The sequence below is a fragment of the Citrobacter amalonaticus genome (assembly GCF_037053465.1).
In the GTDB taxonomy this organism is placed as follows: domain Bacteria; phylum Pseudomonadota; class Gammaproteobacteria; order Enterobacterales; family Enterobacteriaceae; genus Citrobacter_A; species Citrobacter_A amalonaticus_H.
On the sequence record NZ_JBALIF010000009.1, the window covers coordinates 87382 to 104662 of the forward strand.

Here is a 17281-nt window from a genome sequence, read left to right on the forward strand (position 1 = left end):
TTTCCGTTAGAGAATGGTTACCAGGTATATTTAACACCGGCATTTGCAGCCCAGTCTTGATCCACATCGCCACCACCGAGGTAATTAGCATCGGTATAAGCGCTAAAGTTCTTGGTAAAGCTGAACTGGGTTCCCAGCCCAACGCGAACCGCTGAACCTTCAGTACCGTTGTCGATAGAGTCACCGTTTACATCAGCATCGTTATTAGCATCGTCATAGACGTAGGCCAGTTTGAAGTAAGGTGTCAACGCCTGATCCTGGCTATACGTGAAGGTATAACCCGTATCAACACCCAGTTCATAACGCATGCTGTCGTAAGACTGACCATCTTCACGCATTTCATTGCTCAGCTTCATGTCGTCATTAGACTGGAACAAGCCAGATACGCTACCGTACGGCGTAACATAACCTGCATCACCCACTTTCCAGTCGTAGCCCAGTTTCAGACCGAAACCCCATGAATCTGTAGAGCTATTGCCATCAACATACTCACCGTCGCTCATGTTGGCAGACAAATCGTTTTTGAAGTGGGTATAGCTCAGGTTACTGTCAACAAAGACGTTGTTGGCAAAGTGTGCTGAAGAGTAGAGGTAGGCAGACTGGCTGTCCTGATCCACCTGACCGGAGTGCTGATTCATATCGCCTTTAGCAAAACCGGCTGCCGCACCCACAATCCACTTCGCGTAGTTACCGTCCACTTTGGTATCAACACCCACCATGACGCCGTTAACATCCTGATCGTAGTTGATAGTGTTATTATCACCGCTAAAGCTGCCGCCAAAGTAACTCACCCATGCGCCACCGTTATCCGCCAGACCATGACGAGAGTTGGTCAAACGTGTACCAACGGTATCCTGTTCCAGGTTCCAGATATTGGTGTTTGCGGACGGAATACTCAGCGCCATGTTAGCGTAATCAGTCAGTCCCTTCTGCTGCATAACAACAGTGTTACCCTGCTGCTGGGCCTGATAAGTGTACGCGCCCAGATCGGCTCTGTTCGCTGCTGAGAAGGTCGCAGTGCTGTTCTTATCGTTCACATAGATCAGCTCTTTACCTTTGTAATCCGCTTCAGACCCTTTACCCGTCGCATTGTCGATACGCACTTTGTAGTTACCGGTAGCGGCAGGTACGCCGTCGCCAGCATTATCGACTTCAGATTGATCGCCGGTGTAGGCATCGCCATTGCCATTAATGGTCAGATGACCATCAGAATTCATGGCAATAACACCGTAACCATAGTTGGCGCTGGAGGTGTCTGCGGTACGATCGTTGACCAGATCGGCATTCAGCACGTAGTTGTTGCTGTTAATGTCAAACACACCAGCATGTACGTTGCCGTTAGCATCTCTGGTGCTGGTCAGATTCAGAGTATCAGTCTGCAACGCATAGTCAGCGTTGTTGCTCACATCCAGTACACCGTCATTGGTCACGTTGATGGTATTAGCATACAGTGCTGCATCACTAGCGTTCCAGCCAGCAGCGACATCATCAGCAAGGGTGACAATACTGTTATCAATCGACAGGGTGTCCGTTGCGACATGACCATCTTCTTTGATGTTCAGTGCAGCACCACTGGTCAGAGCGATGGTGTCTGAAACCAGTGAGGAATCAGCAACATTAACCACAGAACCACTGTTGATGCTCAGAGTATCAATCAGAGAAGATTTGGTGGTATCCCACTGTGAACCATTGTTCAGCGTAACGTTGAACAGGCCGCTCTGATAAACTTCTTTACCGGTTACATGACCATTTTCATCATAAGCCGTGTTGCCATTATCAGCACCAAAGGTTGAATTCGGCCACAGGCTATTCGCCGCGATATCAATCAGCGTTGAGGTGGCGTCAGTGCCCGCCGCAACATTGTCATAGACACCGTCACCATCGGTATCAACCTGGTGGACGGACATTGCCGCACCAACCCACTTACTGCCATTGTCCAGCGTCAGATCCAGACGATCGGTTCCGTCCCAACCGTTAGTATCAACAGCCGTGTCAGCATCACGATAGCTGTCTGCGCCATTCGGGAAGAAGTTATGGTCGAAATTGCTGGAGAACACAACATCGCCCATCAGCGTTGAATTGCTGAAATTAGCTGTCGTCTGCATCGCGTTATCAGCATTCGGATCAGCAGTCACCGCTAAAGCAATGTCGTCAGCGGTTGACGTACCGCTATAATCGCTGGCGTTATTATTGTTACCAAACCAACCAGACGTGCCTTCGTCAGACCATGAGCCAGACGTGACGGTAGAATCGGTTACCGTGATAGTATTGTTAAACACTTCAGCGCTGTCGACGCCTGTGCTTACGGTATTGTCGTCAATATCGTTCCACTGGTAACCCTGAGTCAGGGTGATACCTGCGACATGGGAATTGTTAGTGATAGCCAGGTCAACTTCCTGATCCAGCGTGATCGCCGTACCCAGGTTATAAACATCAACAACGTGCGTATCCGCAGTACCGTCGGCATTGGTGCCGTTGTAGGTATAATGTTCGTAGTTGTCGTCAATGGTTGAGTTATCAACGGTCATTGCAAGACGATCATACACATAGCCTGTCGCATCACGACCAGTGCAGTCGCCAGACATGCAGGAGGACGTCACCATCCCATGGATGGTGCTGTTTTTGATTGTCAGGCTGTTGCTGTTCGTGTTGCTGGCAAGACCATCATCCAGATAATACGTTGAAATGACACCGTTAACCGTGGCGTTATTAATAACCGGGTAGATATTCCCGTTATAAACGCTGTCAGCAGCATAGTTGTTCCAGCCAACATACCCCTCGTAATACACGCCGTCAGCCCTGGTGGCATCGTTATAGTGATTAAATGTGGTGTAAGTTGTACCAGAAATATCCGTTGAAGCATTCGCCTGAGAAGTGATTGCCAATGTGCAGGCTAATGCTATTTGTGAGACTACAAGTTTCTTTTTCCAGGAGTGCATTTGTTATCCCTCCTCAGGGACATAATAGTATCGATCCATCAATTATTAATGCATAGAAAACATTCTATTTTGCGAGGAGGATTATGCGTTGTCCGCAATGAAAGGTTCAATTATTCTTTCTTCGCAGTCCGGATTCAGACAATAACAAAAAACCAGAAAAAATTCAATGCAAAGAAAAAAATCAATTTAAAATCAACGTATTGAAAATTAATCAAAAAACAAAACATACAACTTATAAATATTTATAACTTCGAAAATAAAAATAACGGATAAATTAATACACGCTTAATAAAATAACTTCACAGTAGAAAACAATAGATATTTTAAATGCATATAAAGATTTAATCTTTGATATCAATATGAATATTTGGCTATTTATAACAAAATATTGCTCAAACATTCTTTTATTTAATTAATAAAACAAAAAGATAAGGCCCATTTTCGTAAAACAATCACACGCAGCTTCAGGTATACTAGGCGCTTCAATTCCACAAACATCAGGCATCCCATGACAGACTTAATCCAACGCCCTCGCCGCCTGCGCAAATCAGCTGCGCTGCGCGCCATGTTTGAAGAGACAACACTCAGCTTAAACGACCTGGTGTTGCCGATCTTTGTTGAAGAAGAACTCGATGACTATAAGCCCATTGAGGCTATGCCCGGCGTCATGCGTATCCCGGAAAAACACCTGGCCCGCGAGATTGAACGTATTGCAAATGCCGGTATCCGTTCCATCATGACGTTTGGTATCTCTCACCACACCGACGACACCGGCAGCGATGCCTGGAAAGAAGACGGTCTGGTGGCGCGAATGTCTCGCATCAGCAAGCAAACCGTGCCTGAAATGATCGTGATGTCAGACACCTGTTTCTGCGAGTATACCTCCCACGGGCACTGTGGCGTGCTGTGCGAACACGGCGTGGATAACGACGCAACGCTGGCAAACCTCGGTAAGCAAGCCGTTGTCGCTGCGGCAGCAGGCGCGGATTTTATCGCGCCGTCCGCCGCGATGGATGGCCAGGTGCAGGCGATTCGCCAGGCGCTGGATGCCGCTGGCTTTACCGATACAGCCATCATGTCTTACTCCACGAAGTTTGCTTCTTCTTTCTACGGTCCGTTCCGCGAAGCGGCAGGTACAGCGTTGAAAGGCGATCGTAAAACCTATCAGATGAACCCGATGAACCGACGTGAAGCCATTCGCGAATCGCTGCTCGACGAGGCGCAGGGCGCAGATTGCCTGATGGTAAAACCAGCCGGCGCCTACCTGGATGTGTTGCGTGATATCCGCGAACGTACAGAGCTACCGCTCGGTGCGTACCAGGTCAGCGGCGAATACGCGATGATCAAATTTGCCGCAATGGCGGGGGCGATTGATGAAGAAAAAGTGGTGCTGGAAAGTTTAGGCGCGATCAAACGCGCGGGCGCGGATCTGATCTTCAGCTATTTCGCACTGGATCTGGCAGAGAAAAAGATCCTGCGTTAAGTATCCGCCACATCGCCGGATGACGGCGTAAACGCCTTTATCCGGCCTACAAAGTACATCCCGTAGGCCTGATAAGCGCAGCGTCATCAGGCAACATTCATCGCCGGATGACGGCAATCACCGCCTCATCCGGCTTATAAAACAACGAAACCTACGCGGCGTCCGCCAGTACAAACATGCCATATGGGTGGATTTCGAGGTAATACTGCTCGCCGATATCCGGTTGCAGGCGGGTGGCGTTCACCTGTAAGAGAATTTCCTGCCCGTGCCATTCCACCGTAACCTCATACTGCGGCCCCATGTAAGCCACATGACGGATCACGCACCGCTGACTCTCTTCACCGCGATCGCTTAAGGTGATCGCTTCCGGACGCACGCCTACCGTGCCCGAGCCCTGCGCCACAAAATGCGCCGGACGCGACAGACGGTAGCCGAAGATATCAACAAACGCCTCGCTGAACGTCGCCGGGAACAGGTTGGCATCGCCCATAAAACTCGCCATAAAGCGTGACGCGGGCTGGCGATAAAGATCCTGCGGCGACCCCATCTGCATGATATGCCCCTTATTCATCACCAGCACGGTGTCAGATACGGCGAAGGCTTCGCTCTGATCGTGAGTCACATACAGAGAAGTGATATTAAACTGCTTTTGCAATTCGCGGATCTTGTCCCGCATGCTGCGGCGCAGGTTGGCGTCGAGGTTGCTCAGCGGTTCATCAAACAACAGCACCTTCGGTTTAAGGATCAAGGCGCGCGCCAGCGCCACGCGCTGCTGCTGGCCACCGGAGATCTGATCGACATAACGGTCCTCAAACCCTTCCAGATCGACCATCGCCAGCGCCTCTTTAACGCGGGTTTTTACGTCAGCGCGCGACACGCCCAGCATCTTCAGGCCATAACCGACGTTTTCCCCCAGCGACATGTGCGGGAACAGGGCATAGGACTGGAACACCATGCAGATATCACGCTGCTGAATAGAGCGATCCGTGACGTCTTCACCGTCAATGAAAATCTGTCCTTCGCTGGGCTTTTCCAGACCCGCTACCAGGCGCAGAATGGTGGTTTTACCGCAGCCGGAGGGACCCAGCAGCGTTACCATCTGTCCTTGCGGGATAGTGAGATTGATATTATCGATGACCGTGTTGCTGCCGAATCGTTTGGTGACGTTGCGCAGTTCAACAAAATTTTTCTGACTCATAGTGCGCTCCATTACGCCTGGTTTTTGGCTTTAGAACGGGAGATACGCGCTTCCCCGATCAGCCAGTCAAAGATGAAAATAATCGCCAGCATCACCACGATCAGAATCGAGCCGTAGGCAATTGCCACGCCGTACTCGCCATCTTCTACGCGGTTCAGAATGTACGCCGTTGCTACACGTGTATCCGGTGTGACGAGGAAGACAATGGCGCTGACGGTAGTGATGGCGCGCACGAAGCTGTAGATCAGCGCCGAGAGGATCGCCGGGCGCAACAACGGCAGCAGAATGTTCGTGATGGTGCGTAAGCTTCCGGCACGCAGACTCAGCGAGGCTTCATCCAGCGATTTATCGATCTGACCGAGTCCGGCGATCCCGGCACGGATCCCGACCGGGACATTACGCATCACCATTGAGATAATGACAATCGCCGCCGTACCGGTGAGGTATACCGGCGCGCTGTTAAAGGCGAGAATATATGAGACGCCCGCCACGGTGCCCGGAACGGCAAAGCACAACATGGTGGTGAACTCGATGGTCTTTTTGCCTTTGAACTGCTGGCGTACCACTATCCAGGCAATCAGCAGGCCAAACGCGGCGGTGATCGGCGCGGCAATCCCGGCATAGAGCAGCGTGTCGAGCAGCGAAGGCCATGCCCCGTCGCTCATTCCCTGGCCAAATAACTTAATAAAGTTATCCAGCGTCAGGGTGTAATCCACCCCCCAGTTCACGGTGAAACTGCCGTAGAAAATGCTGCCATAGAGCAGCGCGTTAAAGGCAATCCATATCGCCAGAATCGCCACCACGCTCCAGACCAGCGTCACCGGCAGCGGCTGAACGTCGCCCCGGTACGATTTCCCGGAAACGGTGACGTAAGAGCGTTTACCAATCCACATGTACTGCACGCAGAACACCAGTAACGAGAACAAGAGCAGGAACGCGCCGAGCGTACTGGCGGCCTGGTAATCAAGCTGTGACCCGGTGATATAGAAGTAGATTTGTGTCGCCAGGACGTCGAAGTTGCCGCCGAGCACCAGCGGGTTACTGAAGTCGGCGAGCGACTGCACGATGACGATTAAAAACGCATTCGCCAGCGCCGGTTTCAGCAGCGGGACAAACACGCCGTTGAACGTCTGCCAGCGGCTGGCGCGCAGGGTATAGGACGCCTCTTCCAGCGACGGATGAATGGTTTTGATTGCCCCGTCGAGGATCATAAAAGCCATCGGCGTAAACGCCAGCACCTGCGCCAGCCAGATGCCGGTAAACCCGTACAGCCAGTTGGTGTTGGTCAGCCCAAACCACTCCACCATAAATTCGGTGATATAACCGGAGCGCCCCATCATCAGCGTCACGCCTAACCCCACGACGAACGGCGGCGTGACGATAGGCAGAATCGAGAAGATGCGCCCGATAATGGCGCTGCGTTTAGCGATACGGGTGGTGTAAATCGCCAGTACCAGACCGAAAAAGGTACAGCCGACGCCCACCGCAATCGACAGCGCGATAGAGTTGAGGATCACCTGAATGATATGGGCCTGCGACAGCACCGCCATAAACGCCAGCGGCGCGAATTCCCCCGCGTCGTTGGTGAACATCGGAATGAAAATGGCGATGCTTGGCCAGACGATAAAGATGCCGATTAACGCGACAATGGCAACCAGCGAACCGATTACAAAACGGTCGCCGCCCAGCCATTCGAGGCGCGTCAGCGCCAGCGTCATGATAGCGCCCAGCGCCAGCGTCATGATAGCGCCCAGCGCCACAAATAATACGATCGTGGCGTAACCTAAGCCGCGCCCTTCTACGGTCGCGCTGATAACGATAAAGGCCATGCACAACAGCGCCCAGCCCGCATCAACGTAGTGACGGGCCCGCTGTTCGCGTCTGGCTTCATGGAACGGGCGTATCAGCAGCAGACCCGGCAGTAGATACCACAGCCAGCTAATATTGAACCCTGACCAGCCGTAGGCCTCAAGGATCTCATCGCTTGTAGACTCCAGCAGGCCGTAATCCAGGCTCCAGCCTGGCAGCAGGGCAAACGCCAGCCAGCCCAGCAAAACCCAAAGGAATATCGCATCCCGCTTTTTCACAGGATGGAATGCAAGTGTGTGTGACATAAGCGTCCCGGTGTTCAATCCCGACGTAGGCCGGATAAGCGTAAGCGCCATCCGGCATTCAGGGTGACAATCATGGCCGGATGCGGCGCTGCTTTATCCGGCCTGGGTCACCTTAACTGGAGAAGGTCATCGTGGTTTATTTACCCATCTTCACTTCACTGACCCATTTGTTGATCAACGCTTTACGCACGTCCGTTGAGCCGTACTTGTCCATGTCGTAGTTGATAAGCTTCAGGTCGTCGAGCTTGAGCGAGTTCGGCGAGGTTTCGGCGGTGGTGTTGGTCAGGATTTGATAGGATTTGCCTTTCTTCCAGGCCAGTTCCTGCGCCTCTTTCGATAGCACCCAGTCGACGAACAGTTTGGCGTTATCAAGGTTACGCGCCCCTTTCAGGATACTGACGCCGCCGATTTCATAGCCAGTCCCTTCGCACGGTGAAATCAGCTCCAGCGGTGCGCCCTGTTCTTTTTCCAGCGAATAGTCGTGCAGGAAGCCGATGCCAATGGCCGTTTCGCCGCGGGCGGCGTTACGTGCCGGGGCAATACCGGATTTGGTGTACTGCGAAACGTTGGCGTTCAGTTGTTTCAGGTAATCAAAGGCCTGATCTTCGCCCCAGAGCTGGGCGAAGGTCGCCAGCGCGGTGTATGCCGTGCCGGAACTTTGCGGGTCGGCAATCTGAATTTCGCCTTTGTATTCCGGTTTGGTCAGATCTTTCCAGCACTTCGGTACCGGCAGATTTTTTTCTTTCAGGCGCTGCGTGTTGACGCCAAAACCGAGGATCCCCACGTAGACCGCGGAAGAGAGGTTGCCTTTGACTTTGGCCGGGTCGCGGAATTTCGCCATCACCTGTTCAAGGTTCGGGGATTTGTACGGCTGTAACAGCCCCATTTCACCGGCCTGGGATTGCGGATCCAGCGTACCGCCGTACCAGACGTCAGCCTGCGGGTTTTTCTTCTCGGCATCCACCTTCGCCAGCGTACTGCCGGAGCCGTTGCGAATAAACGACGTTTTCACATCATATTTGTCGCCAAAGGCTTTGGTTTCCACTTCACACATTTCGTTGGTGGCGCTGCAATAGACCACCAGACGGCCTTTCGCGTGCGCCGCGCCTGACAGGGTCGCCAGTGCCACGGCGGAGGCGATCAGAGTAGAGGTAAGGGTCATTTTCATTGTTTTATCCTTTGACTGAGAGTGGTGGTGATGCCCGCCATCAGCAGTGGCATCAGCAGTAAACCCATAAGTACCGCGGCGACCGAGAGCAAACTGAACATCCCCGACCAGCCGTAGCGTTCAATGACCAGCGACAGAGGCCAGCCCGCCAGCGCTGCCCCCAGATAGGCGAACAGGCCGAGAAAACCAGTAATTGAACCCGCCGCCGCTTTGTGTCCGCACTCCACCGCCGCCAGGCCAATCAACATTTGCGGGCCAAAGACAAAAAAGCCCACCGTAAAGAAACAGACTTCCAGCAGGGCGTAATGGTGAACCGGCGCCAGCCATAACGCGGCGACGGAGACCATCAGCCCCAGCGTAAACAGCAAAATCATCGGCGCCCGCTGGCCGCTAAACAGCAGATCCGAGCCCCAACCGGCAAACAGCGCGCCGAGGAGTCCGCCGACTTCAAACAACATCACCGTGGCATTGGCGCTTAACAGGTTCACGCCGTGGCTTTCCGTCAACCAGATGTTGCCCCAGTCGTTGAGCGCGATGCGGATCAAATAGACCAGTACATACGAAACGCCCAGCAGCCAGATCATCGGGTTTTTCAGCATCGTGGCGCGCAACATTTGCCAGAACCCCATCGGCGGGCTTTGCTGTTCCTGGCGCAATTCCAGCGGATCGCTGCGCCAGGTGCCGACGGAGGGCAACCCCTCTTCCTGAGGCGTGCCTTTTAGCTTCAGGATCAACCCTACCCCCAGCGCCATGCTGATAATCCCCGGCATCAGCATCGCTGCCTGCCAGCCCCACCAATGGGCGGCAAAGGCGCTAATCAGCGGGATAATCGCCCCGCCAATGTTGATCGACATATTCCAGCACCCCCACCAGAAACCGCGCTCGTTGCGCGAATACCAGTGGGTCAGCAGCCGGGCGCAGGGGGGCCATCCCCAGCCCTGAAAAAATCCATTCAACGTCCAGACTGCTAACAACAATGGCAGCGACTCGCCAAAGGCAAACGCCACATTCAGCAACCCGGTGGCGAACAGACCAGCCCCCATAAACCCACGCTGTCCGTGGCTGTCATGCCACAACCCGGCAGTAAATTTCGACAGGCCGTAGGTCAGATAAAACAGAGAGCCCAGCAGACCAATGTCGCTCTTATCCAGCCCGAGATCGGTTTGCAGCGCGGGCAACACGTAATTCACGCTTTTGCGCGTCAGATAAAACGCGGCGTAACCGATAACCATGTACATCAGCAATCGAGGACGCAGCGTCCGGTAACGTTGATTGATTTCTGGTGCTGCGCCTGCGTGCATAGCCGTCTCCGTTTTGCTGACTATATGAAAGTGAAACCGAAAGGGGATGAGAGAAAGTCCGGAGTGACTAAGACTTTTTCCTGGTCAGAAGGTGATTTGTTGCAAATTTGTGGGCAAGTTAACAATTACCCGCATACCGTGCCGGGATTCCAGCGACAATTCACCGCCCAGCGCGCTCACTCGTTCGCGCATCCCCTGAATACCGAAACCAGCCATTTTGCCTGCGCTCATTCCCACGCCGTTATCGGCGACCTCCAGATGCAGCATCTCTCCTTGCTGATGCAGGACAATCGCGACCTCGCTGGCGCTGGCGTGTTTACAGACGTTATTAAGTAGCTCCTGTAGCAACCGGTAGAGGGTGAAGCGTACCGTTTCGCTCTCCGGCGTGAGGGGCAACCGATAATCAAACTGGCAGTGAATGCCGCGCTCGGCAAAGGCGAACTCATTGAGCAGATGGCGCAATGCGTCCTCAAACGACAGCTCATCCAGGGCAGGAGGGCGAAGCTGGCGCAGCAACTGGCGGGTGGAGTGATGGATACGCCGGGCAAGCTCGTTGATCTGGCTGGCAGCGGCCTGGGTTTGCGCCGGATCGCGCGCCCGTTTCACCAGCTGTGACTGGATCTGAATGGCGGTGATGTTCTGCCCAATCTCGTCATGCAGCTCACGCGCCAGGCTTTTACGCGTGTCCTCTTCGGTATGCACCAGCTTTTCCGCCAGCACGCGTCGTGCTGCCAGTTCCGCTTCCAGGCGCTGGCGATAATGGTGCAGGTTTTGCGCCAGATGCTGCTGACGACTGATGGCAATCCCCAGACCAATGCCCAGCAGCGCCTGCGTGGCGAGGAAAATTTCCAGTTCAATAAGATTGCTGAAACCCACCCCCACCTGGCGGGCGATAGTGATCATCATGCTGCCCAGCAACCCTGAAAGCACGCCGCCCTGCCAGCCGAATTTCCATGCCATCACCACATTAGGCAGGAAAACGACTATCAGCAGCAGGCGTTCAATTTCCGGGGAGAGAACCATCTGGGTGCCAATTCCGATGATAAAAAACAGGCTACACCAGATGATTAACGACGTGCGCAGCGGCGGGTTATTGGTGTCCAGCCCCAGCAGATGATAGCGGTGCTGTTGGCGCAGAAACTCGAAGATCAGGTAGACAAACGGCGTCAACAACACGCCGCCGGTAAACGATGCCAGACCGAGTAACATCGCCGGGCTTTTGACAAACGGGGAAAGCAGAGCGGTGTTGAGCAGTGACGCGGCAGTGACGGTGGCTAACAGCAGCGTCAGGCGCTGCCAGTAAAGGGGAAAGCGGTGCCAGAAAGCCTGCGCAAAACTGGCGGGGATCAGGCTTATCAGTGGGGTAACCAGCAAAACAAACCCGTTAAGTAACTGTTCGCTGTACAACCAGAGCAACATCAGTATCGGCGGCACGATCAGCGCGGGCCAGTAGCGGCGCGAAAGCAGGATCAGCAGCGCCAGGTAAACGCCATGCGGCAGGAATAACGCCGCCTGCTGACCGTTGTGCGTAAGGTAAAAGCCGAGCGTCCAGAGCATGAGCCAGCCGCTTCCCCAGGCCAGCACAATAAACAGCGAAATGACGGCGTGACGCAGGCTGCGCGACATCAATGACCCGCCAGCAACTGGTGGTCGAGAGCGAAATGGACCAGCTCGATGGTACTGTGACAGTTCAGTTTGCCTAAAATATTGGCGCGATGGACATGCACCGTTTTATGGCTGAGATCGAGTTTGAAAGCGATCTCTTTCACGCTGTCACCGTTGATCAGCAAGTCAAACACCTCCCGCTCACGAGGGGTAAGGCTCTCCAGTACCTGAGGCGATTGTTCACCGCCGCGCAGCGCCCGCAGCGCATCGGCGCAAAGATAATGTCCGCCCATACCGACCGAACGGACAGCCTGCACTAACTCTTCCGGGCCGCAGCGTTTGGTCAGATAACCGCTGGCGCCAGCATCCAGCGCACTTTGTACAAACGCCGGCGTGTCATAAATGCTCAGAATAATGGCGCGAAACTGCGGTTTCTGCGCCCGCAGGCGTTTCAACAGGCTCAGCCCGTTTTCATCCGGCATGGCAATATCCATCACCGCGACGTTGACGTCGTCACGCAGTAACGCAGGCCAGGCTTCCGCTGCGCTGGCAATCAATCAGACACAGTTATGGAATGAATGTAACAAAAGGTAATATTGACAGAGAATATATCTTCATTGCATCCAGTCCCCTTCTGCGAAATGAGATGAATCTTGCCAGCGCCAGGTGCCAGATAGCGACGTATACCTTTGGCCGAATCATTATGGGTGAAGAGGATGTGTTGAAAACCCATTTTACGCTGCCCGATGCACAAATCGTGGCAACCCCTATGGAGGCCATCAACCACTGTTTACTGACACGTGCGGCACTGCGGGACTATGTCCGCGATAACCAGATTGCAGATTGTGTGCATGTCGCGGAAGATGGGGAAACTCTGACGTTTTAATTTCTACAAAGGAATCCTATGCGCCCCATCACCGTCGCGATCGTTGCCGTTGAGGATTTCAGCCCGTTTCATTTCTCTGTGCCGTGCATTATTTTCAGTGAAAAAGCATCAATGAACGCCTTCATCCCAGTCAGGCATTGCTGAAATCCAGTCACTTACCCATTGAGCGCATCGCAGAACAGGTCAGTTTTTTGTCGCCTGTGACCTGGCGTCAGCATTTTAAATCCCGCTTTGGCGTCAGCCCGGCTGAATGGCGAAAAACCTTTCAGGATATGGCATCATAATGCACAGATAGTGATGAATTCAGGGGTAAGGATTGTGAAACCGGTAACGCTTTACGATGTTGCAGACCATGCTGGCGTCTCGTATCAGACGGTCTCCCGTGTGGTGAATCAGGCGAGCCACGTTTCCGCGAAAACCCGACAGAAAGTTGAAGCCGCCATGGCGGAGCTGAATTACATCCCGAACCGCGTCGCCCAACAACTGGCTGGAAAACAAACGCCCCTTATCGGTGTGGCGACGTCTAATCTGGCGCTACATGCCCCTTCACAGATTGTTGCATCGATTAAATCCCGTGCCGACCAGTCTGGCGCCAGTGTCGTGATTGCGATGGTTGAGCGCCACGGCGCAGACGCCTGTAAAGCGGCGATACATAACCTGCTGGCGCAGCGGGTGACGGGGCTGATTATCAATTATCCCCTTGATGAAGACGACGCCATCGCCATCGCCGCTAGCTGCGGTACAGTTCCCGTTTTGTTCCTCGACGTTTCCGATCTTTCCCCAGTCAACAGTATTATTTTCTCCCATGATGATGGCGCACGCCTGGGCGTTGAACATCTGGTTCAGAACGGTCATCAGCGCATTGCCCTGTTAGCCGGTCCTCGTTCTTCCGTTTCGGCTCGCCTGCGCCTGGCGGGCTGGCATAAATACCTCGCCCGCCATCAGTTGCAACCAGTCGCTGAACAGGAAGGTGACTGGAGTGCGATGTCCGGTTTTTTGCAGACACAGCACATGCTCAGCGAAGGCATCCTCCCCGGCGCAATGCTGGTGGCAAACGATCAAATGGCGCTGGGGGCAATGCGGGCCATTAGCGAATTTGGTCTTCGTCCGGGACGGGATATTTCGGTCATAGGCTATGACGATACCGAGGACAGCGCCTGCTACATCCCGCCACTCACCACCATCAGGCAGGATTTTGCCCTACTCGGCCAGGCCAGCGTTGATCGCCTGCTGCAACTTTCCCGCGGCGAATCCGCCGCCGGGAATCAACTGCTGCCGGTCACGCTGGTAAAGCGAAAAACCGTCCTGCCTGCCGAAAAACAGCACGCCTCGCCCCAGGCGCTGGCGGACTCGCTGATTCAACTGGCGCGTCAGGTGGCATTGCTGGATCGTTCGGAATAATGTGAGTCAGCTCACTCATTAGCCTCCACAGGCTTTACAGCTTTCTGGCTTTCCTCTTATGTTGATTAAAATTGTGAGCGAATAACAATTATCAACAGGACAGAGCCATGACATGCACTACGGATTCACTCGCGGCCGTACTGGCCCGACGCGACTGGGAAAATCCCGGCGTCACGCAGCTTAACCGTCTGGAGGCGCATCCTCCTTTTTCCAGTTGGCGCAACGCGGCTGATGCACGTTCCAATACCCCCTCATCCTCTGTTCGCAGTCTGAACGGCACGTGGAAATTCAACTGGTTTTCCTCGCCAGAAGCGGTGCCGGAGAGCTGGCGACTGCGCGATCTGGACGATGCGGACACCGTCACGGTGCCGTCGAACTGGCAGATGGACGGTTATGACGCGCCCATTTATACCAACGTGACCTATCCGATCCCGGTGAATCCACCGTATGTGCCGAAGGATAACCCGACAGGTTGTTACTCGCTCACATTTACTATCAGCGACGCGGAACGGCACGAAGGACAGACCCGGATCATTTTCGACGGCGTGAACTCCGCTTTTCATCTGTGGTGTAACGGTCGCTGGGTGGGCTACGGTCAGGACAGCCGCCTGCCTTCTGAATTCGATCTCAGCGCGTTTCTGGTCAGTGGCGAAAACCATCTGGCGGTGATGGTGCTGCGCTGGAGCGACGGCAGCTATCTGGAAGATCAGGATATGTGGCGAATGAGCGGCATCTTCCGCGATGTCTCCCTGCTAACCAAACCCACCACACACATCGGCGATCTGCGCATCGCCACGCGCTTCAACGACGACTTCAGCCGCGCCGAATTTGCTGCCGATGTGCGAGTGAGCGGCGAAATACGTGACAATCTGCGCGTCAGTGTACAACTGTGGGACGGCGAAACCTTAATTGGCGAGCGCACCGCCCCTTTAGGCAGCGAAATTATTGATGAGCGCGGTGCGTATAAAGATCGCACAACCGTGTGTCTGAATGTCGACAATCCCGTGCTGTGGAGTGCCGAAACCCCGCATCTTTATCGTGCGGTGGTACTGTTGCATACGGCTGACGGAGCACTGGTTGAAGCCGAGGCCTGCGATGTCGGCTTCCGTAAGGTCTGCATCGAAAACGGCCTGCTGCTGTTGAACGGTAAGCCGCTGCTGATTCGGGGTACCAACCGCCATGAACATCATCCTGAAAAGGGTCAGGTGATGGATGAAGAGACGATGGTGCAGGACATCATCCTGATGAAGCAGAACAACTTCAACGCCGTGCGCTGCTCTCACTATCCGAACCATCCACGGTGGTATACGCTCTGCGATCGCTATGGTCTGTACGTGGTGGATGAGGCCAATATCGAAACCCACGGTATGGTGCCCATGAACCGTCTGACAGACGATCCCGACTGGCTGCCCGCCATGAGTCAACGCGTAACCCGCATGGTGCAACGCGATCGCAACCATCCGAGCATTATCATCTGGTCGCTGGGGAATGAATCGGGTCACGGCACCAACCATGACGCGCTCTATCGCTGGCTGAAATCAGACGATCCGTCACGTCCGGTGCAGTATGAAGGCGGCGGCGCGGACACGGCGGCAACCGATATCATCTGCCCGATGTATGCGCGCGTCGATCAGGATCAGCCCTTCCCGGCGGTGCCAAAATGGTCGATTAAAAAATGGCTGTCGCTGCCCGGAGAACAGCGTCCGCTGATCCTTTGTGAATATGCCCACGCGATGGGTAACAGCTTCGGCGGTTTCGCAAAATACTGGCAGGCATTCCGCCAGTATCCACGGCTCCAGGGCGGTTTTGTCTGGGACTGGGTCGACCAGTCGCTGATTAAATACGATGACGAAGGCAAACCGTGGTCTGCCTACGGCGGCGATTTTGGCGACACCCCTAACGACCGCCAGTTTTGTATGAACGGACTGCTGTTTGCCGATCGCACACCGCATCCGTCGCTTTATGAAGCGAAGCACGCACAGCAGTTTTTCCAGTTCACACTGCTGCCTGGTGCGGAACGTCAGATTGACGTCACCAGCGAATATCTGTTCCGCCATAGCGACAACGAGATTTTGCACTGGTCGATTGCACTGGATGGCAAGCCGATTGCCGCAGGTGACGTCGCGCTTGATATCGCGCCGCAGGGTCGACAGGTCATCACGCTTCCTGATGTGGTACAGCCCGACGCGTCCGGTCAGCTCTGGCTGACGGTACGGGTCGAACAACCGCAGCCAACCGCGTGGTCGCCAGCCGGTCACATCAGCGCCTGGCAACAGTGGCCGCTGGAGGAAAAACTGAACGCAACACGTCCCGTCCCCGTAAACTCAGCGCCGCAACTTAGCGTCAGCGACACCGCCTTTAATGTGCTACTTGGCAATAAACGCTGGGAATTCTGCCGTCAGCAGGGAACGTTAACGCAATACTGGATTGGTGATGAAGCCCAGTTACTGTCCCCCCTGCACGACCAGTTCACCCGTGCGCCGCTGGATAACGATATTGGCGTCAGCGAGGCGACCCGCATCGATCCCAATGCCTGGGTTGAGCGCTGGAAAGCCGCCGGACATTATCAAATGCAGCCGCGACTGCTGCAATGCAATGCCACCCCTCTGGCTGATGCCGTACAGATCGACACCGCTCACGGCTGGCAGTATCAGGAAGAAACCTTATTTATCAGCCGTAAAACCTGGCGTATCGACGGCCACGGCGACATGGTGATTACCGTGGATGTCGATGTCGCCCGTGGAACACCGCATCCGGCGCGTATCGGCCTGACCTGTCAGCTTGCAGGTGTGGCGGAACGCGTGGACTGGCTGGGGCTCGGTCCGCATGAAAACTATCCGGACCGCCTGTCTTCTGCCTGTTTTGACCGCTGGGAATTGTCACTCGATGAGATGTATACGCCGTATGTGTTCCCAAGTGAGAACGGCCTGCGCTGTGGTACGCGTGAACTGAGATACGGTGCGCACGTCTGGCGTGGCGACTTCCTGTTCAACATCAGCCGTTTCAGCCAGAAGCAACTGATGGAGACCAGCCATCGCCATCTGTTACAGCCGGAGGCCGGGACCTGGCTGAACATTGATGGTTTCCATATGGGCGTTGGCGGTGACGATTCATGGAGTCCTTCGGTGTCACCGGAATTTCAGTTGAGCGCCGGACGTTATCACTACCAGGTGAGATGGAAATAAC

At 54.4% G+C, this 17281-nt stretch carries 9 protein-coding genes and 3 pseudogenes; 5 read left to right on the forward strand and 7 right to left on the reverse strand.

The window, feature by feature from the left end; all coding sequences use genetic code 11:
* Positions 1-17: 17 nt before the first annotated feature.
* Positions 18-2939 carry an autotransporter adhesin EhaB gene (ehaB, locus tag WB371_RS16110; protein WP_336221051.1) on the reverse strand — a complete coding sequence of 974 codons (2922 nt, stop codon included), beginning with the start codon at positions 2937-2939 and terminating at the stop codon, positions 18-20.
* A gap of 508 nt (positions 2940-3447) precedes the next feature.
* On the opposite strand from ehaB, the gene hemB reads away from it, so the two are divergent.
* On the forward strand, positions 3448-4422 hold the full coding sequence (gene hemB / locus WB371_RS16115; RefSeq protein ID WP_336221052.1) for a porphobilinogen synthase: 975 nt from the start codon (positions 3448-3450) through the stop codon (positions 4420-4422).
* 151 nt (positions 4423-4573) lie between these two features.
* On the opposite strand, the gene fbpC is transcribed toward hemB, so the two are convergent.
* From fbpC to WB371_RS16145, 6 genes and pseudogenes are all read right to left on the reverse strand, one after another.
* Positions 4574-5620, reverse strand: a complete 1047-nt coding sequence (gene fbpC, locus WB371_RS16120) for a ferric ABC transporter ATP-binding protein (RefSeq protein ID WP_336221053.1) — start codon at positions 5618-5620, stop codon at positions 4574-4576.
* 11 nt (positions 5621-5631) lie between these two features.
* Positions 5632-7734 (reverse strand): iron ABC transporter permease, encoded by a 2103-nt coding sequence (locus WB371_RS16125; protein WP_336221054.1) that lies wholly within the window; start codon positions 7732-7734, stop codon positions 5632-5634.
* Between the two features lie 136 nt (positions 7735-7870).
* Positions 7871-8902: an ABC transporter substrate-binding protein gene (locus WB371_RS16130; RefSeq protein ID WP_336221055.1), complete on the reverse strand. Its 1032-nt coding sequence runs from the start codon at positions 8900-8902 to the stop codon at positions 7871-7873.
* The gene (gene uhpC / locus WB371_RS16135) at positions 8899-10227 is read right to left on the reverse strand and encodes an MFS transporter family glucose-6-phosphate receptor UhpC (protein WP_336221109.1); all 1329 of its coding nucleotides are present in this window, start codon (positions 10225-10227) and stop codon (positions 8899-8901) included. Before uhpC ends, WB371_RS16130 begins: the two co-directional genes overlap by 4 nt.
* Positions 10228-10287: 60 nt before the next feature.
* The gene (locus WB371_RS16140) at positions 10288-11829 is read right to left on the reverse strand and encodes an MASE1 domain-containing sensor histidine kinase (RefSeq protein WP_336221056.1); all 1542 of its coding nucleotides are present in this window, start codon (positions 11827-11829) and stop codon (positions 10288-10290) included.
* Positions 11829-12359 (reverse strand): annotated as a pseudogene (locus WB371_RS16145) (LuxR C-terminal-related transcriptional regulator); the annotation flags it as partial. The gene WB371_RS16140 and the pseudogene WB371_RS16145, both read right to left, overlap by 1 nt.
* A gap of 140 nt (positions 12360-12499) precedes the next feature.
* On the opposite strand from WB371_RS16145, the pseudogene WB371_RS16150 reads away from it, so the two are divergent.
* The 4 genes and pseudogenes from WB371_RS16150 to WB371_RS16165 all read left to right on the forward strand — a co-directional run.
* Positions 12500-12694, forward strand: a pseudogene (locus WB371_RS16150) (MBL fold metallo-hydrolase); the annotation flags it as partial.
* Positions 12695-12801: 107 nt separating this feature from the next.
* Positions 12802-12978: pseudogene (locus WB371_RS16155) on the forward strand (AraC family transcriptional regulator); the annotation flags it as partial.
* A 13-nt stretch (positions 12979-12991) separates the two neighbouring features.
* Complete coding sequence (locus WB371_RS16160) at positions 12992-14095, forward strand: LacI family DNA-binding transcriptional regulator (RefSeq protein WP_336221110.1); 1104 nt, start codon at positions 12992-12994, stop codon at positions 14093-14095.
* Positions 14096-14202: 107 nt separating this feature from the next.
* A complete protein-coding gene (locus WB371_RS16165; protein ID WP_336221057.1) occupies positions 14203-17280 on the forward strand; it encodes a beta-galactosidase in 3078 nt (1025 codons plus the stop codon).
* Position 17281 lies beyond the last annotated feature (1 nt).